Origin of the sequence: Streptomyces sp. NBC_01571 (genome assembly GCF_026339875.1) — a bacterium.
Classification (GTDB): Bacteria; Actinomycetota; Actinomycetes; order Streptomycetales; family Streptomycetaceae; genus Streptomyces.
Window position 1 is genome coordinate 2,639,416 of the sequence record NZ_JAPEPZ010000001.1, and the last position, 17,105, is coordinate 2,656,520.

Here is a 17,105-nt window from a genome sequence, read left to right on the forward strand (position 1 = left end):
CGGCCACCGGCGGGCGTCAGGCCCGCGAGGAGGACATCGCCAGCGAGTGCAGGAAACGCATCAGCGTCATCAGGACGTCGCGGCTGGAGGCCCGTCGGCGCGCGTCGCACTTCACGATCGGGATCTCCTCCGCGAGGTCGAGCGCGGTGCGCAGGTCCTCGATCGGATAGCTGGGCGCGTCCGGGAAGTCGTTTATGGCGACGACGAACGGCACGCCGCGTTCCTCCAGCCGGCCGATCACGTCGAAGCTGACTTCCAGGCGGCGGGTGTCGATGAGCACGACCGCGCCGAGCGCGCCCTCGAACAGGCCGTTCCACAGGAACCAGAAGCGCTCCTGGCCGGGGGTGCCGAAGAGGTACAGCACCAGTTGTTCGGTGATGCTGATGCGGCCGAAGTCCATGGCCACGGTGGTGGCCGTCTTGGTCTCGGAGCCGTAGTTGTCGTCGATGCCGATGCCGGCCTGCGTCATGGTCTCCTCGGTGGTCAGCGGCTTGATCTCGCTGACGGCACCCACCATGGTCGTCTTGCCGACCCCGAAACCGCCCACGATCACGATCTTCACCGCGGCGGTCGCCGTGTGCGGCAGGTGGTCCTCGGCGCGCGGGCCGGTGATCGTGTCAGAGCTTTTGAAGTCCATGCATCACCGCTTCGAGGAGGGAACGGTCGGGCAGCGCGGAGCGGACGATCGGGGCGCGCGCCTGTACCAGTTCGGCCGTCAGCAGCTCGGTGAGCAGGACGGTCACCACGCTGAACGGCAGATTGAGATAGGCCGAGAGCTCGGCCACGGACAGAGGGGCCTTGCAGAGCCGCAGCAGCACCGACTGCTCGGGCTGGGTGGTGGGCGCCGGAGGGTCGGCGCGCGCCACGATCAAGGTGACCAGGTCGAGGTCGGCCCGGTCGCCGCCCTCACCCCCGCCGGTGAGCACGTACAGGCGCCCAGGGATCTTGGGGTCCTGTTCCTGGCCCTCCTGGGGGGTCCCCTCCGGGGAGGCTCCCTCGTGCGGGGGGCCTCCCTGGGGGACCTCGCGGGGCTCTTGGGTGGGGTGGCGCCGACGGCGTTGCGGAGGAGTCATACGGTCTGCCCGTTGCGGCGCGGCGGGCTGGTGAGATGCGCGCCGATCCGTGCGACGAGGTCGCGCATGCGGTTGCTCATCAGGCCGGGCTCCGCGGTCTGGTTGGCGAGGACCGCGAGATAGGCGTTGGCCCCGGCGGACATGAGATAGAAGTAGCCCCCGTTGATCTCGATGATGACCATCCGCATGGTGCCGTCGCTGCGGGGGATCTCGCCCGCGACGGCTCCGGCCAGGCTCTGGAGTCCCGCGCAGGCGGCGGCGACGCGGTCGGCGGCGTCGGGGTCGCCGCCGTAGCGGGCGATGCGCAGTCCGTCGGCGGAGAGCACCACGATCTGCTGGATGCCCGGGACGCCGTCGGCGAGATCTTTGAGCATCCAGTCGAAGTTGCCTCGCTGCTGGATCACTTGAAGTCCCCCTCGTCGTCGGCCTCAGCGGGGGCCGGCTGATGGCTCTGGGTGAAAGCGGTCGGGTCGGGGTCGCCCTTGAGGCCTTCCATGAACGCCTCGACCCACATCCCCGGCGGGGGCTCCTCCTCCTTCGGGGCGGGCGCGGCGGCCCAGGGCGCCGCTGCCGCCGCGGCCTCGGCCGCCACCTCGGCGGCGCGGGCCTCCGCGATCCGCTGGCTGAGCGGGACCTTGACCCTGCTGCGCCGCTGCGGCAGGCCGTTGGGCGTCCACTCGGTGACCAGCGGGGCGTCGTCGTCCTGGGAGCCGTCGTGCGGCGACGGGATACGAGGTCCGGTGGTCGGACGGCGCTTCTTCGGCTTGCGCTTGGGGCCCTCGACGCCGTCGGTGTCCATCGTGGGCACCGCGTTCACGCCGATGCCGTGGGCGAGACCGGGGGCGGGGTCCTTGGTGAGCATGTTGCTCGGCACGACGATGACGGCGCGGACCCCGCCGTACGCGGACTGGCGCAGCGAGATCTTCATGTCGTACATCTTCGAGAGCCGCCCGACGACGGCCATGCCGAGCCGGGGGGCCTCGCCGAGGATGTTGAGGTCGACGCCGGCCGCGGCCTGCCGGAGCAGTTCCTCGATCTTTCCGCGGGCCTCGTCGCTGAAGCTGACGCCGGAGTCCTCGATCTCGATGGCGACGCCGGTCTGCACGACGAGGGCGGTGAGATGCACCTTGGTGGTCGGCGGCGAGTAGCGGGTCGCGTTGTCGAGCAGTTCGGCGACGGCGTGGATGACCGGTTCGACGTGGATGCCGTTGACGGCGACGTCTGCGATCGAGTGCAGTTCGATGCGGCGGTACTCGAGGATCCGGGACATGGCGCCGCGCATCACGCTGAACAGCGGGACGGGCTCGGGCCAGTTGCGCCCCGGACGGCCGCCGCCGAGCACGGCGATGGAGTCGGCGAGGCGGCCGATCAGCGCGGTGCCGTGGTCGATGCGCAGCAGGTCGTCGAAGACCTCGGGGTTGCGCCCGTGGTCCTCCTCCATCTCGCGGAGTTCCTTGTTCTGCTGGTGGACGATCGCCTGGACGCGCCGGGCGATGTTGACGAAGGAGCGCTGGGAGGAGTCGCGCAGCAGGTCCTCGTCGTCCACGACCTTGAGCACGGCGCCGAGCAGATCCCGTTGTGCGGCGGGGAGTTCGCACGGGTCGCCCTTGCCGCGGCCGAAGGTGCGGGCCACGTCCTCGGGGTTGACGCCGCCCCGCATGCGGCGGAGCGCGATCGGCAGGACCTCGGTGCGCAGGCGCACGAAATCCTGGTCGTGCGTGGCGATGCGCTGTTCGAAGTGCGCGGTGCTGCGGGCGAGTTCGGCGCGCAGGTCACGGGCGTCGCGGCCACGGCGTACGGCTTCCGCCGCGACGGTGACGACCAGCAGCGTGGCGATGGCGCCGCACCAGCCGACAGCGAACCTGGCCGGGCTCGTCACCACGGCGACGGCGGTCCCGGTCACCGCGGCCATCAGTATGGCCGGCAGCAACAGGACGCGCGCGTAGGGAAGTTCACGGCCACCGGGAGGCGATTGAACACTCACCATGTATGCCCTCTGAGACAAGTCGGCGGGGGGTCGGGGGGAGTTCGTGGGGGAAACTGCGTGGTCAAACGGAATCTTCGGAACTTTTGGGAACAAGCGCACGATTACATCTCAACTCGGTGCGCTGCGGGCGAGCTTAGTCCGACCGGATCATCGCCGTGTCATATTCAGCAAGCGCCTGAAATCGCCCGCGCGACAGGAGTACCCTCGGGCCATTTATACGCTCAGAACTCACTCGCACACCCTGAGTAACGGCGTACGGGCAGCCGAAAACCCCTCCCCCCGCCGGGCGGTATGTCAGATTCCGGCGATCCGCAGCGCGGCGTCGGCGGTGGCCTCGGCGAACGCGGACACGGGGCGGTCCGGGTCGGAGCGGTGCACGAGAATCACCCCTTCGATGAGGCCGAACAACAGGTCTGTCCGCAGATCGAGTTCACTCTTGGCGAGCGCGCCGCCCGCAGCCGTCGCGGCCAGCAACTGCCGGTAGGTGTCCTTGAGTTCGGCCCGTACGGCATGGAATCCGGCGAAGCGCTCGGCACGCACCTCGGGCAGCAGGTACAGCCCGCCGAGGTTGTGCGGGCCACCGCAGAGCAGTTCCACGTCGGTGCGGCACAGCTGCCACAACCGGCCCTCGGGCGCAGCCGCGTCGTCCGCCAGGAGCTCCCGGGCGAAGGCCAGCGAGGGCGTGACCGTGGACTCCAGGAGCTCGGCGAGCAGCTCCTCCTTGCCGGAGACGTAGTGGTACATGGACGCCTGACGCATGCCCGCCCGCTCGGCGACGGCCCGGGTGGTCGTCGCCGCGTAGCCGCGTGTCGTGAACAACTCGGCGGCCGCGTGGAGCAGTTCGTCGCGCGGCGACAGACCGCTGTCCGGCCGCTGCGTCGCACGCGGCCGGCCGACCCGTCGTCCGCCACCGGCTCCCATGCGTTCGATCCTCGCACATGACGCCGGTACCCGGTCGCGCCCCGGAGGAGACCGCGAAGGCGCGTGACCAGCCGCGTCCGCTCCGGCCGCCGCCGCGCGGCGGGCGCGGGTGAGGGATCGGTAACCGGGCGGCAACGCCGGAGACACGGCGTCGTACTCCGGCGCTCCTAATTTCTGTCGGGCGACAGAAATCACCCCGGAGCCGGAGGACCCGCGATGGCGACAGCGACCACGCACGGAGCACGCGATCACGCCCGTGCCCAGGAGGGCACCCGCGCCGAGGCCATGCCCGTCGTCCCGGCGAGCAAGTGGCCCGCGCCCCCCTGCGAGGCGGGCCACCTGGTGTGGGCGGAGACGGTGGCCGGCGGCAACTACACGCACCGGGTGCTGGCCCGCGGCACCGAACTGAGGCTGACCGACCTGCGCGGCGACGCCTGCGCGCACCTCCTCCTGTTCGCCGCCGGCCGTCCCTGGGAGCGCCTGAACGTGGCGGACACGGTCAAGGTCCAGTGGAACGCGTACCTGGGCGAGGGGCAGTTGCTCCTCTCCGACCAGGGCCGTGTGCTCGCCTCGCTCACCGCCGACACCTCCGGGCGGCACGACGCGCTGTGCGGTACCTCCACGCTCGTACGCAACACACAGCGCTACGGGGACGGCACGCCGCAGTCCGCCTCCCCCGCGGGACGCGAGCTGTTCAAGCTGGCCGCGGCCAAGAACGGCCTCGGACCACGTGATCTGCCGCCCTCGCTCTCCTTCTTCCAGGGCGTGGCCATACGCGACGACGGCTCCCTGGACTTCACCGGTTCGGCGGGACCGGGCGGCAGCGTGACGTTGCGCGCCGAGCAGGACGTCACCGTGCTGATCGCGAACGTGCCGCACCCGGTCGATCCGCGCCCCGCCTACACCAGCACCGCCCTCGAGGTGCTCGCCTGGCGGTCGGCGGCGACGAAGCCGGGCGACCCGCTGTGGGAGGCGACGCCCGAGGGCCGCCGCGCCTTCCTGAACACCGTCGAGTTCCTTGCCGCGAGGGGGCACGCATGAGCGCGGTCACGAGCGCCGCCACGACCGTGGTTCCCGCGCGCGCCGCCTGGTCGTCCGTCGTCCGCTCGGGCGGCACACTCACCATCACCGACCTGCACGGCAACCAGGCCGTCGACTTCCTCGCCTACGACGCCCACGACCCGTCCGTCCGCTACAGCGCGCCCGACACGATCCAGGCACAGGGGAACATCTTCCTGACGGCCGGCAGCGTGCTGATGTCCAACGAGCACACGCCCCTGATGACCGTGGTGTCCGACGACGTCGGCCGGCACGACACGGTCGGCGGCGCCTGCTCGAAGGAGTCGAACACGCTGCGGTACGGCCACCACACCTGGTCGCAGCACGCCTGCGTGGACAACTTCCTCGCGCAGGGCGCCCGGCACGGCCTCGGCAAGCGCGACCTCGTCTCGAACGTCAACTGGTACATGAACGTGCCGGTCGAGAAGGACGGCACGCTCGGCATCGTCGACGGTCTCTCGGCCCCGGGCCTGGCCCTGACCCTGCGCGCCGAACGCGACGTGCTCGTCCTGGTCTCCAACTGCCCCCAGATCAACAACCCCTGCAACGGCTTCGAACCGACCGCCGTTGCGATGAGCGTCGGGACGGCGGAATGAGCTTCGACACCCTGCTGGTCGCCAACCGCGGCGAGATCGCGGTCCGGATCATCCGCACCGCGCGCGAACTCGGGCTCCGCACGGTCGCGGTGTACTCCGACCCCGACCGCTCGGCACCGCACGTCCGGCTCGCCGACGAGGCCGTCCGGCTGGGCCCGGCCCCCGCGAAGGAGTCGTACCTCGACGCCGACCTGGTGCTGAAGGCGGCCAAGGACACCGGCGCGGGGGCGATCCACCCCGGCTACGGCTTCCTGTCCGAGGACGCGGCCTTCGCACGGCGCTGCGAGGACGCCGGGATCGTGTTCGTGGGACCCACGCCCCGGCAACTGGAACTGTTCGGGGCGAAGCACACGGCGCGGGCGGCGGCCCGGGCGGCCGGTGTGCCGCTCGCCCCGGGCACGGGGCTGCTGCCCGGCCTTCCGGAGGCCCTGGAGGCGGCCGGGGGCATCGGCTATCCCGTGATGCTGAAGGCCACCGGCGGCGGGGGCGGCATCGGCATGGCGGCCTGCCGCTCCGCCGCGGAACTGGCCGAGGCCTGGGAGCGCGTGCAGCGTGTCGCCGCCGCGTCCTTCGCCTCCGCCGGGGTCTTCCTGGAGCGTCTGGTCGAGCACGCCCGCCATGTCGAGGTGCAGGTCTTCGGCGACGGCCGGGGCCGCGTCGTGACCTTCGGCGACCGCGACTGCTCGCTCCAGCGCCGCAACCAGAAGGTCGTGGAGGAGGCCCCGGCCCCCGGCCTCCCGGCCCACGTACGGGAACGTCTCGCCTCCCGCGCACGTGACCTGTGCGCGAGTGTCCGCTACCGCTCGGCCGGCACGGTCGAGTTCGTGTACGACGCCGCACGCGAGGAGGCGTACTTCCTGGAGGTCAACACCCGCCTCCAGGTGGAGCATCCGGTCACCGAGGAGATCTACGGGGTCGACCTCGTCGCCTGGATGCTGCGGCTCGCACGCGGTGAGTCGGAGGTCGTGCGGGACCCGGGGGCGCCGCGTGGTCACGCCGTGGAGGCCCGGCTGTACGCCGAGGACCCCTCGCGCGAACACCGGCCGAGCGCGGGGCTGCTGACCCGGGTCGAGTTCCCCGGCGGCGTCCGGGTCGACGGCTGGGTGGAGACGGGCACCGAGGTGACCACCGCGTACGACCCCATGCTCGCGAAGATCGTCGCGTACGGCCCGGACCGCGCGCACGCCCTGGAGCGGCTGGACGAAGCGCTGGCCAGGACCCGGGTCGACGGCGTGGAGACGAACCTGGGGCTGGTGCGGGCGGCGCTCACCGACCCGTCCTTCCGGCGAGCGGCGCACTCGACGGCCACGCTGGCCGGGGTCACCGATCCCACGGCCCGCGTCGAGGTGGTCTCCGGCGGCACGCTCACCACGGTCCAGGACTGGCCGGGCCGCACCGGCTACTGGCAGGTGGGCGTGCCGCCGTGCGGCCCGATGGACGACCTGTCCTTCCGGCTGGGCAACCGCGCCCTCGGCAACGACGAGGGGGCGCCCGGTCTGGAGTGCACCCTGCGGGGGCCGACCCTGCGCTTCACGCACGCCGTCACGGTCTGTGTCACCGGCGCCCCGGCACCGGTCACCGTGGACGGCACGGCGGTCGCCCAGTGGGAGCCGGTGACGGTGCCCGCGGGAGCGGTACTGGACGTCGGCGCGCCCGGCGGACACGGCCTGCGCACCTACGTCCTCTTCGCCGGCGACGGCCTCGACGTCCCGCCGTTCCTCGGCAGCGCCGCCACCTTCACCCTGGGCCGGTTCGGCGGGCACGGCGGCCGGGCACTGCGGACGGGGGACGTGCTGCACGGCGGGGCACTCACCGGTGCGACGGCGCCCGTACCGCCCGCCGACCGGCCCGTATTCACGTCCGGGTGGCGGGTCGGCGCGCTCGAAGGTCCGCACGCCGCACCGGAGTTCTTCACCGAGGACGACATCCGCGACTTCTACGCGGCCGACTGGAAGGTCCACTTCAACTCGGCGCGCACCGGCGTACGACTGGTCGGCCCCAAGCCCCGCTGGGCGCGTGCGGACGGCGGCGAGGCGGGGCTGCACCCGTCCAACATCCACGACACGCCGTACTCGGTCGGCGCCGTCGACTACACCGGCGACATGCCGGTGCTGCTCGGCCCGGACGGCCCCTCGCTCGGCGGCTTCGTCTGCCCCGCGACGGTCGTCAGCACGGAGCGCTGGAAGCTCGGCCAGCTCCGCCCCGGTGACACCGTGCGTTTCGCGCCCCTCGCCGACGACGGCTCGGCGCGGGCCCCGGTCGTGGACGGCGGGGTGCTGGCCCGGGACGGCGACGTGACGTTCCGCCGCAGCGGCGACGACAACCTGCTGGTCGAGTTCGGGCCCATGCAGCTGGACCTGGCGCTGCGCATGCGGGTCCACGCGCTGATGGAGGCGGTGGCCGCGGCGGACCTCGACGGCGTCACGGACCTGACCCCCGGCATCCGCTCCCTGCAGATCCAGGCGGATCCGCGCAGACTCCCGCAGCGCGCACTGCTCGCCGCCGTACGGGAGACGGCCCGCGCCCTCCCGCCCAGCGACCGGCTCGTGGTCCCCTCCCGTACCGTGCACCTCCCGCTGTCCTGGGACGATCCGGCGACCCGCGAGGCCATCGACCGGTACATGGCGGGGGTCCGCGACGACGCGCCCTGGTGCCCGTGGAACATCGAGTTCATCCGCCGGGTGAACGGTCTGGACTCGGTGGACGACGTGTACCGCACCGTCTTCGACGCGGAGTACCTCGTGCTGGGCCTGGGCGACGTGTACCTGGGCGCGCCGGTCGCGACTCCGCTGGACCCGCGGCACCGTCTGGTCACCACCAAGTACAACCCGGCCCGCACCTGGACCGCCGAGAACTCCGTCGGCATCGGCGGCGCCTATCTCTGCGTCTACGGCATGGAGGGTCCGGGCGGCTACCAGTTCGTGGGCCGGACCACCCAGGTGTGGTCGGGGTGGCAGCAGCGCGGTGCCTTCGAGCCGGGCTCGCCCTGGCTGCTGCGCTTCTTCGACCGCATCAAGTGGTACGCCGTGGAGCCCGACGAACTCCTCGGTCTGCGCGCCGACATCGTCTCGGGGCGGTTCGTGCCCCGGATCGAGGAGGGCGAGTTCTCCCTGGCGCGCCACCAGGACTTCCTCGCCGCCCATGCCGAGTCGATCGCGCGGTTCCGGGCCCGGCAGGGCGCCGCGTTCGGCGCGGAGCGGGATGCCTGGGAGGCGGCGGGCGAGTTCGCCCGGGCGGACGCCGCCGCCGCGCCCGTGGCCGCGGTCGCCGAGGTGACCGTCCCGGCGGGCGGCCGGCTCGTCGAGGCCGAGTTCACCGCGTCCGTGTGGCAGTTGAATGTCGAGCCGGGCGACCGTGTCACCACCGGCCAGCCCCTGCTGGCGCTGGAGGCGATGAAGATGGAGTCCAGGGTGACCGCTCCGATGGACGGAGTCGTGCGGCAGGTCCTCACCAGGCCGGGCGCCCAGGTGGAAGCGGGCACGGCCCTGGTGGTCCTGGCGCCCGCCACCTGACAGCACGCGGGTGGTCCGTGGGCGGCCGACGGGCACCGACCACCCACCCGATCACGCCCGGCGAACATCGACGAACATGGATGAACGCTGACGAACGCCGACGAATGCCGACGAACGCCAGTGAACACCGCCGAATATCGACGAGCACCGACGCACGGTCACAAGCGCCGACGAACAAGGAGCAACCATGTCCGCCCTCGCCCGAGTGCAGTCGGCCTACGCCCGCATCGAGGCGGTCGACCGCCCCGAGATCTGGATCGATCTGCGCCCCCGGGCAGAGGTCGAGCGGGAGGCCGAGGCTGTCGACGCCCGTCTCGCGGCGGGCGAACACCTCCCCCTCGCCGGCCGGCTCCTCGCCGCGAAGGGCAACATCGACGTGGCCGGCCTGCCGACCACCGCGGGCTGCCCGGCGTACGCGTACACCCCGAAGGAGGACGCCCCCGCGGTCGCCCGCCTGCGAGCGGCCGGCGCGCTCGTCCTGGGCACCACGAACCTGGACCAGTTCGCGACCGGTCTGGTCGGTACCCGTTCCCCGTACGGCGCCGTGCGCAGCGCCCTCGACCCGGCCCGCGTCAGTGGCGGGTCCAGCTCCGGATCGGCCGTGGCGGTAGCTCTGGGCCTGGTCGACCTCGCCCTCGGCACCGACACGGCCGGTTCCGGCCGCGTTCCCGCCGCGTTCAACGGCATCGTCGGCCTGAAGCCGACCCGCGGCCTTGTCCCGACCACCGGCATCGTCCCGGCCTGCGCCTCCCTGGACTGCGTGACCGTCTTCGCCCGTACGCTCCCGGAGGCCGAACAGGCCCTCGCGCACCTGGCCCGCCCGTCCGGACGCGCGCTGCCGTCCCTCCCCCAGCGCGTCCCCGGCCCCTGGCGCGTCGCCGTCCCCCCGACGGCACAGCTCGGCGAGCTGGACGCGGGCTGGGCCCAGGCGTACGAGGACACCGTGGCGCAGCTCGTCGCGGCGGGGGCCGAGGTGCGCCCCCTCGACCTCACCCCGTTCACCGAGGCCGCGGCGATGCTCTACGAGGGCGCGTTCGTCGCCGAGCGCTACACCGCGGTGGGGAGCTTTGTCGACAAGTTGCTCCGTGAGGGGGGTGCGGGTCTCGACCCGACCGTCGCGGGGATCATCACCCGCGCCCGGGACATCCCTGCCCACCGGCTCTTCGCCGACCAGGACCGGCTGGCCGCACTGCGCCTGCGGGCCGTCGCCGGGCTCGGTGACGCGGACGCCCTGCTGCTGCCGACCGCGCCGGGCCATCCGACCCTGGCGGAGGTCGCCGCCGACCCGCTGGGCGCCAACGCCCGCCTGGGGCGTTTCACCAACTCCACGAACCTCTTCGACCTCGCCGCGGTCGCCGCTCCCGCGGGCACCGTGGACGGGCTGCCCTTCGGCGTGATGCTGATCGGCCCCGCGTTCACCGACGAGCGTCTCGCCCGGATCGCCGCCCTGCTCCGGCCGCGGACACGCGTCGCCGTGGTCGGCGCCCATCTGTCGGGCCAGCCCCTGAACCCGCAGCTCCTCGCCCTGGGCGCCGAGTGGGAGCGCACGACGACGACGGCGGCCGCGTACCGGCTGCACGCCCTGGCCACCACCCCTCCCAAGCCGGGCCTGGTCCGCACCGGCGTGGGCGGGGCCACCGTCGAGGCGGAGGTGTGGCGGCTGCCCGCCGAGGGCCTCGGGCGCCTGCTCGCCGAGCTGCCCCGTCCGATGACACTCGGCCGGGTCGAACTGGCCGACGGCACCCATGTACCCGGGTTCCTGTGCGAGCCCTGCGCGCTCGAGGGTGCCGAGGACATCACGGAGTACGGCGGCTGGCGCGGCTACCTGCGGGCGCGCGACTGAGCCGCTGACGTCGCGGCCCCGGTGACCGGCATACCGCGGTACCCACGTACCGGCGTGCTCACGTGGCGACGTATCGATGAATCCACGTACCGGAGTACGGAAGTAGCGGGGTACCGGAGTACGGAAGTACGCAAGTGCGCCGCCCCCGGCATCGGGGCGGCGCACCACGGGCGAAGGGGCTCGGATCAGCCCACCGACGAGTAGGCGACCACCCCGCGCAACAGCCCGTCGACCGCCTTGCGCGCGTTCTTCGCGACCGTCGAGCTCTCTCCGCCGGAGACGGGCGCGGCGGCCGAGATCTGGCCCAGCACGTCGATGACCTGCTTGCACCAGCGGACGAAGTCGCCGGCCGGCATCTCCGCCTCGCGCAGCACCTCGTCGAGGCCCTTGCCGGAAGCCCACTCGTAGGCCGCCCAGGCGAAGCCGAGATCCGGTTCGCGCTGGCCCACGCCCTCGGACTGGGTGATCCGGAAGTCCTCCTCCAGGGCGTCCAGACGGCCCCAGATGCGGACCATCTCGCCCAGCGCGGCCTTGGCCTTGCCGGAGGGCAGCTTCGGCGCCATCGCGTCGTCGCCGACCCGCGACTCGTAGACCAACGCCGAGACGCACGCGGCGAGTTCGGCCGGGTTCAGTCCCTCCCAGACGCCGGCCCGCAGGCATTCGCTGGCCAGCAGGTCGAGTTCGCCGTACAACCGGGCCAGCCGCCTGCCGTGTTCGGTGGCCTCGTCGCCGCGCAGGTAGTCCAGCTCGGTGAGCAGGGCGACGATACGGTCGAAGGTGCGGGCGATGGTGTTCGTCCGGCCCTCGATGCGGCGCTCCAGCTGCGAGGTGTCGCGCTGCAGCCGGTGGTAGCGCTCGGCCCAACGGGCGTGGTCCTCGCGGTCGTTGCACCCGTGACAGGGGTGGGCGCGGATCGCCGTGCGCAGCCGGGCGATCTCACGGTCGTCGGCCGCCTCGGAGCGCTTCTTGCGCAGCCGGTCGGGGACGATATGCCCGGCCTTGGTGCGCAGGGCGGACGCGAGGTCGCGACGGGACTGCGGGGAACGCGGGTTGAAGGACTTCGGGATGCGCATCCGCTCCAACGCCTCCACCGGCACCGGGAAGTCCATCGAGGCCAGCCGCTTGACCTGGCGCTCGGCGGTGAGCACCAGCGGGCGGGGGCCGTCGTGTTGCTCGAAACCGCGGTGCCCGTTGGACCGGCCCGCGGGCAGGCCGGGGTCGAGCACCAGCGCCAGACCGGCGAACTTGCCGGTCGGGACATGGATGATGTCACCCGGCTTGAGCTTCTCCAGCGCGACGGCCGCCTCCGCGCGGCGCTGCGCCACGCCCTGCTTGGCGAGTTCGGTCTCGCGGTCCTTGAGCTCACGGCGCAGCCGTGCGTACTCCTCGAAGTCCCCGAGGTGGCAGGTCATGGACTCCTTGTAACCCTCGAGCCCCTCCTCGTTGCGCTGCACCTGCCGGGAGATCCCGACGACCGACTTGTCGGCCTGGAACTGGGCGAAGGAGGTCTCCAGGAGTTCGCGCGAGCGGTGCCGCCCGAACTGCTCGACCAGGTTCACCGCCATGTTGTACGACGGCTTGAAGCTGGAGCGCAGCGGGTAGGTGCGGGTGCCCGCGAGACCCGCCAGGTGGTCGGGGCTGAAGCCGCGCTGCCACAGCACGACGGCGTGGCCCTCGACGTCGATCCCGCGGCGCCCCGCCCGGCCGGTCAGCTGGGTGTACTCGCCGGGAGTGATGTCGGCGTGCTGTTCGCCGTTCCACTTGACGAGCTTCTCCAGCACCACGGAGCGGGCGGGCATGTTGATCCCGAGCGCGAGGGTCTCGGTGGCGAACACGGCCTTCACCAGCCCGCGTACGAAGAGCTCCTCGACGACTTCCTTGAACGTCGGCAGCATGCCGGCGTGGTGGGCCGCGATGCCCCGCTCCAGGCCCTCCAGCCACTCGTAGTACCCGAGGACGTGCAGGTCCTCCGGGGGGATGGAGTCCGTGCGCCTCTCGACGATCTCGCGCACCTTCACGCGCGCTTCCTCGTCGTTGAGCCGCAGGCCCGCGTACAGGCACTGCTGGACGGCGGCCTCGCAGGCGGCGCGGCTGAAGATGAAGGTGATGGCGGGCAGCAGGCCCTCGGTGTCGAGCCGTTCGATGACCTCGGGGCGGCCCGGCGTCCAGATCCGCGAGCGCTGCCGGCGCTCGCGCTCCCGGTCGGCCTCGCGCATGGCGCGGCCGCGCCTGCGGTCCTGGTACGACGGACGGCTCGCCTCCATGCGGGCCAGGCGCGTGAGGTCGGGGTTGACCGCCTTCTTGTGGCCCTCGCCCTCCTCGAAGAGGTCGTACATCCGGCGTCCGGCGAGCACGTGCTGGAACAGCGGCACCGGACGGTGCTCGGAGACGATCACCTCGGTGTCGCCGCGCACGGTGTCCAGCCAGTCCCCGAACTCCTCGGCGTTCGACACGGTCGCCGAGAGCGAGACGAGCGTGACCGAGGCGGGAAGGTGGATGATCACTTCCTCCCACACGGCGCCGCGGAAGCGGTCGGAGAGGTAGTGCACCTCGTCCATGACCACATGGCCGAGGCCGAGAAGGGTCTGCGAACCCGCGTACAGCATGTTGCGCAGCACCTCGGTGGTCATGACGACCACCGGGGCGTCGGAGTTGACGCTGTTGTCCCCGGTGAGGAGACCGACCTTGTCCGCGCCGTAACGGCGGGAGAGGTCGGCGTACTTCTGGTTCGACAGCGCCTTGATCGGCGTCGTGTAGAAGCACTTCTTGCCCTGCTGGAGGGCCAGGTGGACGGCGAACTCGCCGACGATCGTCTTGCCCGAGCCGGTGGGCGCCGCGACGAGCACACCCTTGCCCGCCTCGAGCGCCTTGCAGGCCTCGATCTGGAAGGGGTCGAGGCCGAAGTCGTACATCTCGCGGAAGGAGGCGAGCGCGGTGGCCTGCTCGACAGCGCGCTTCCGTGCTGCCGCGTACCGCTCGGCCGGTGAGAGGTCCTCTGTCATCGTGCCTTCGAGACTACCGGCAGCCACTGACAACAGGACGATCAATATCCGGATCCGTTGCCGGTGAAACCCCGGATCCCCGCAGCTCAGGGAATGGCCACCCGCACCGCACCGGGCACGCACCGCGCCGTGAGCGGCAGCGGCCCCAGCGGCTCCCCGTCCGCGTACCCGGTGAGGCCGTCGGCGACGAGCTCGACGCGGGCCGCCCGGTGCACGCTCACCACGGGGTGGGAGAGATGGGTGCCCCGGTACACCTTCGGGAACACCCTGAGCAGCGTCCTGCGCGTGCACGGCCCGACGACCGTGATGTCGAACAGACCGTCGCCGAGGTCCGCGCCCGCGCAGATCTTCATGCCGCCGCCGTACGACGAGCCGTTGCCGACCGCGACGAGGGTCGCCTCGATCTCGCGGGTCTCGCCGTCGTCCAGGGTCATCTGGTACCGGACCGGCCGGAAGGCCGCCAGCTCGGCGAGCATCGCCAGGTCGTACTTGACGCGTCCGGAGGGCCGGCGCATGCGGTTGCCGCGGTCGTTGACCCGGGAGTCGAAGCCGGAGGCGAGGACGGTGCCGAACCAGGTGCCGTTCACGCGGCCCAGGTCGACGTCCTGGAACCGGGCGCCCTTGAGCGACTCGGCGATCTGCCGCCCGGCGGCGGCCGGGTCGCGCAGGGGCAGGCCCAGGGCGCGCGCGAAGTCGTTCCCGGTGCCGGCGGCGACCAGGCCGAGCGGGGTGCGGGTCCCGGCGACGGCCTGCAGGGCCAGATGCGCCATGCCGTCGCCGCCGACGGCTATCAGGGCTCCCGTGCCGCGCTCGACCGCGTCGCGCGCGCGGGTGAGGGCGTCGGCGGCGTTCTCCCCGAGCACCGTCCGTACGGAGAATCCCGCCGCCCGCAGAGCGGAAGCGGCCGGCTGCGCCGCGCGGGCGCCCCGGCCGCGCCCTGCGGTGGGGTTGACAAAGAGGGTGATCTCGCTGGTCACGGGCCTGACCCTACGAGATCTTCGCGCCTTGTCAGGTCACGTCGTCATAACCGTTGACCCGGTCCGGGGACGCCTGCCCGGGCAGTGCCCTGCTGGCCGACACCGTCTCGACCTCCCCGATGTCCTCGGGCGTGAGGTCCAGCTCGGAGGCTTCGTCGTCGTCGGGGCCCTCGGCCTCGCGGCGGCGCTTGCGCCGGTCGTTCAGCAGCGAGAAGGCGGTCGCCATGAAGTACAGCACCCAGATCGGCCCGGCCAGCGCCAGCATGGTCAGCGGGTCGGTGCTGGGCGTGGCCACGGCCGCGAAGACCGTGATGCCCATGATCATGCCGCGCCACCAGCCGAGCATGCGCCGGCCGGTGAGCACTCCGGTCAGGTTCAGCATGACCAGCAGCAGGGGCAGCTCGAAGGAGAGCCCGAAGACGAGCACCATGCGGACGATGAGGTCCAGCAGGTCGTCGAGGGGCAGCTGGTTGTCGAGGTCCGCGGGCGAGAAGCCGAGGAGGACCGTCGCCATCGTCGGCAGCGTCTTGTACGCGAAGAAGGCGCCGCCCAGGAACAGCGGGACGCCCGTGCCCACGAACGCCAGCGCGTACTTCTTCTCGTGCCGGTGCAGGCCGGGAACGATGAAGGCCCACAGCTGGTAGAGCCAGATCGGGGACGCGAAGATCACACCGGCCATCAGCGAGACCTTGAGCGCGAGCGTGAACGGCGTCAGCAGGCCGTTCAGCACGATGCGGGCGCAGGTGCCGCTCCGCTGCTGCGCGAGTTCCGACAGGGTGGACCGGCAGCCCACCGCGTCCAGAATCGGGTTCGTGAAGAACTCGATGATGTTCTTGTAGTAGAAGGCGGCCACGACGGTGACGACGACGATGGCCAGAACGGCCTTCGCGAGCCGGTTGCGGAGCTCACGAAGGTGCTCCGCGAGGGGCATCCGTCCCTCGGGGTCCTTCTCCTTCTTGCGGGCAGACTTGAGCAACCCACGTCCTCATCTCGTGCGGCGGGCCGGAGACGTCCGGCCCTGCGTCAGCGCTTGGTCGTGTCCGTGGGCTCGCTGACCGGACGGGCGCTGGTCACGTCGCCGGGCGCGGCCTGGATGGTGCGCTGGGCCGGGGTCTGCTCGTCGGTGCTGGGCGGGCCGGCCGGGGCGGGGTTGCTGCCCTCGTCCTTCATGGCCTTGGCCTCGCTCTTCAGAATGCGTGCGGACTTGCCGAGGGAGCGCGCCATGTCCGGAAGCTTCTTCGCGCCGAACAGCAGGATGATGACGACGAGGATGAGAATGATCTCGGGAGCTCCGAGCCTTCCGAACATAAGTCTTTACCTTCTCACCGAGGCTGCAGGGGCGGGGTACTGCCCGATCGGTCGGACATGTGTCCGGTCGTCGTGTTGACAGCGATCGTAACGCTCAGGGGTGAACGCGAGGCAATCCCTGAGCGTACTCCCGGTCGCGGCCCGCGCCTCTTTCTTCGGACCGCGATCAGAAGCCTACCTGTCCACACTGGCAAGTTGACAGGCTCGAATGACGCATTGCGCAACCCTGGAACGACTCTTACCGGGCGCCTGCGAGGTCACAGGCCGTCCACGGAGCGCGCGGCCCCGACGGTCGCCCGCTCCAGGTCGTCGGCCGCCCTGTTGATACGGCGTGCGGAGTCCGTCACCTGCCGTCCCAGGCGTTCCGCCTCCAGGAAGACACGGACGGCGAGCACGCCGAGAACGGCCATTCCCAGGAAACCCACAGCGATCGCACACATCGGCCAGAACATGGGGCGAGCCTAGAGCGTCGAGTGCAGGCGCAGCGTCCGCACCCCGCCTCCGGTGAGGAGTTCGACGATCCGCTCGCCCGCGGGCTTGCGGACCGCGGCGCCGCACTCGGTGCAGGTGAACGAGTAGAAGGTGGTCCGGCTCGAGGCGCCGATCGCCAGCATCAGGGCGTTCGCCCGGAGCTCCAGCCGGGCCCGGCAGTCGGGGCAGCCGGCCTTGAACAGCACGTCGGCCACCCTGCGCATCCCGGCGAACGCGCTGACCACCGTCATCTCGGCGGCGCTGGGTGTCCCCCCGGCCCTCACCGCTCCCCCGGCCCTCACCGCTCCCCCGGCTCTCTCCGGCCTCCCGGCCCTGGCCGTGACACCGGCCCTCTC

The 17,105-nt window shown here is 71.9% G+C and carries 15 protein-coding genes; 4 read left to right on the forward strand and 11 right to left on the reverse strand.

Features of this window, described 5'->3' with window-relative positions; all coding sequences use genetic code 11:
• Positions 1–16: 16 nt before the first annotated feature.
• From OHB41_RS11910 to OHB41_RS11930, 5 genes are all read right to left on the reverse strand, one after another.
• Positions 17–637, reverse strand: a complete 621-nt coding sequence (locus tag OHB41_RS11910; RefSeq protein WP_266697876.1) for a GTP-binding protein — start codon at positions 635–637, stop codon at positions 17–19.
• Entirely contained in the window at positions 618–1,073 is a 456-nt protein-coding gene (locus tag OHB41_RS11915) for a DUF742 domain-containing protein (RefSeq protein ID WP_266697877.1), read from the reverse strand. The genes OHB41_RS11910 and OHB41_RS11915 overlap by 20 nt, the downstream gene beginning before the upstream one ends.
• Positions 1,070–1,477: a roadblock/LC7 domain-containing protein gene (locus tag OHB41_RS11920; protein WP_148007708.1), complete on the reverse strand. Its 408-nt coding sequence runs from the start codon at positions 1,475–1,477 to the stop codon at positions 1,070–1,072. The genes OHB41_RS11915 and OHB41_RS11920 overlap by 4 nt, the downstream gene beginning before the upstream one ends.
• Positions 1,474–3,060 carry a sensor histidine kinase gene (locus tag OHB41_RS11925; protein WP_266697878.1) on the reverse strand — a complete coding sequence of 529 codons (1,587 nt, stop codon included), beginning with the start codon at positions 3,058–3,060 and terminating at the stop codon, positions 1,474–1,476. Before OHB41_RS11925 ends, OHB41_RS11920 begins: the two co-directional genes overlap by 4 nt.
• A 294-nt stretch (positions 3,061–3,354) precedes the next feature.
• Positions 3,355–3,981 carry a TetR/AcrR family transcriptional regulator gene (locus OHB41_RS11930; protein WP_266697879.1) on the reverse strand — a complete coding sequence of 209 codons (627 nt, stop codon included), beginning with the start codon at positions 3,979–3,981 and terminating at the stop codon, positions 3,355–3,357.
• A 216-nt stretch (positions 3,982–4,197) separates the two neighbouring features.
• On the opposite strand from OHB41_RS11930, the gene OHB41_RS11935 reads away from it, so the two are divergent.
• From OHB41_RS11935 to atzF, 4 genes are all read left to right on the forward strand, one after another.
• The gene (locus OHB41_RS11935; protein WP_266697880.1) at positions 4,198–5,022 is read left to right on the forward strand and encodes an urea amidolyase associated protein UAAP1; all 825 of its coding nucleotides are present in this window, start codon (positions 4,198–4,200) and stop codon (positions 5,020–5,022) included.
• Complete coding sequence (locus OHB41_RS11940) at positions 5,019–5,636, forward strand: urea amidolyase associated protein UAAP2 (protein ID WP_266697881.1); 618 nt, start codon at positions 5,019–5,021, stop codon at positions 5,634–5,636. Before OHB41_RS11935 ends, OHB41_RS11940 begins: the two co-directional genes overlap by 4 nt.
• Positions 5,633–9,148 (forward strand): 5-oxoprolinase/urea amidolyase family protein, encoded by a 3,516-nt coding sequence (locus tag OHB41_RS11945; RefSeq protein WP_266697882.1) that lies wholly within the window; start codon positions 5,633–5,635, stop codon positions 9,146–9,148. The genes OHB41_RS11940 and OHB41_RS11945 overlap by 4 nt, the downstream gene beginning before the upstream one ends.
• Before the next feature lie 136 nt (positions 9,149–9,284).
• On the forward strand, positions 9,285–10,991 hold the full coding sequence (gene atzF, locus OHB41_RS11950; protein WP_266705803.1) for an allophanate hydrolase: 1,707 nt from the start codon (positions 9,285–9,287) through the stop codon (positions 10,989–10,991).
• Positions 10,992–11,176: 185 nt separating this feature from the next.
• On the opposite strand, the gene OHB41_RS11955 is transcribed toward atzF, so the two are convergent.
• The 6 genes from OHB41_RS11955 to OHB41_RS11980 form a co-directional block, all read right to left on the reverse strand.
• Positions 11,177–14,038 carry a DEAD/DEAH box helicase gene (locus tag OHB41_RS11955; protein ID WP_266697883.1) on the reverse strand — a complete coding sequence of 954 codons (2,862 nt, stop codon included), beginning with the start codon at positions 14,036–14,038 and terminating at the stop codon, positions 11,177–11,179.
• Between the two features lie 41 nt (positions 14,039–14,079).
• A complete protein-coding gene (locus tag OHB41_RS11960) occupies positions 14,080–14,970 on the reverse strand; it encodes a diacylglycerol kinase (protein ID WP_266697884.1) in 891 nt (296 codons plus the stop codon).
• A gap of 31 nt (positions 14,971–15,001) precedes the next feature.
• Positions 15,002–15,946 (reverse strand): twin-arginine translocase subunit TatC, encoded by a 945-nt coding sequence (gene tatC, locus OHB41_RS11965; protein WP_266697885.1) that lies wholly within the window; start codon positions 15,944–15,946, stop codon positions 15,002–15,004.
• Between the two features lie 47 nt (positions 15,947–15,993).
• Positions 15,994–16,278 (reverse strand): Sec-independent protein translocase subunit TatA, encoded by a 285-nt coding sequence (gene tatA / locus OHB41_RS11970; protein ID WP_168527282.1) that lies wholly within the window; start codon positions 16,276–16,278, stop codon positions 15,994–15,996.
• 257 nt (positions 16,279–16,535) lie between these two features.
• Positions 16,536–16,730 (reverse strand): hypothetical protein, encoded by a 195-nt coding sequence (locus OHB41_RS11975; protein WP_168527283.1) that lies wholly within the window; start codon positions 16,728–16,730, stop codon positions 16,536–16,538.
• A 9-nt stretch (positions 16,731–16,739) separates the two neighbouring features.
• A complete protein-coding gene (locus OHB41_RS11980; RefSeq protein WP_266697886.1) occupies positions 16,740–17,000 on the reverse strand; it encodes a hypothetical protein in 261 nt (86 codons plus the stop codon).
• Positions 17,001–17,105: the final 105 nt, after the last annotated feature.

Coding starts and splice junctions, on each gene's coding strand:
- OHB41_RS11915 (WP_266697877.1), bottom strand. CDS start 1,073: ATGACTCCTCCGCAACGCCGTCGGCGCCACCCCACCCAAGAGCCCCGC.
- OHB41_RS11910 (WP_266697876.1), bottom strand. CDS start 637: ATGGACTTCAAAAGCTCTGACACGATCACCGGCCCGCGCGCCGAGGAC.
- OHB41_RS11975 (WP_168527283.1), bottom strand. CDS start 16,730: ATGTTCTGGCCGATGTGTGCGATCGCTGTGGGTTTCCTGGGAATGGCC.
- OHB41_RS11945 (WP_266697882.1), top strand. CDS start 5,633: ATGAGCTTCGACACCCTGCTGGTCGCCAACCGCGGCGAGATCGCGGTC.
- OHB41_RS11925 (WP_266697878.1), bottom strand. CDS start 3,060: ATGGTGAGTGTTCAATCGCCTCCCGGTGGCCGTGAACTTCCCTACGCG.
- tatA (WP_168527282.1), bottom strand. CDS start 16,278: ATGTTCGGAAGGCTCGGAGCTCCCGAGATCATTCTCATCCTCGTCGTC.
- OHB41_RS11940 (WP_266697881.1), top strand. CDS start 5,019: ATGAGCGCGGTCACGAGCGCCGCCACGACCGTGGTTCCCGCGCGCGCC.
- OHB41_RS11935 (WP_266697880.1), top strand. CDS start 4,198: ATGGCGACAGCGACCACGCACGGAGCACGCGATCACGCCCGTGCCCAG.
- OHB41_RS11930 (WP_266697879.1), bottom strand. CDS start 3,981: ATGGGAGCCGGTGGCGGACGACGGGTCGGCCGGCCGCGTGCGACGCAG.
- OHB41_RS11980 (WP_266697886.1), bottom strand. CDS start 17,000: ATGACGGTGGTCAGCGCGTTCGCCGGGATGCGCAGGGTGGCCGACGTG.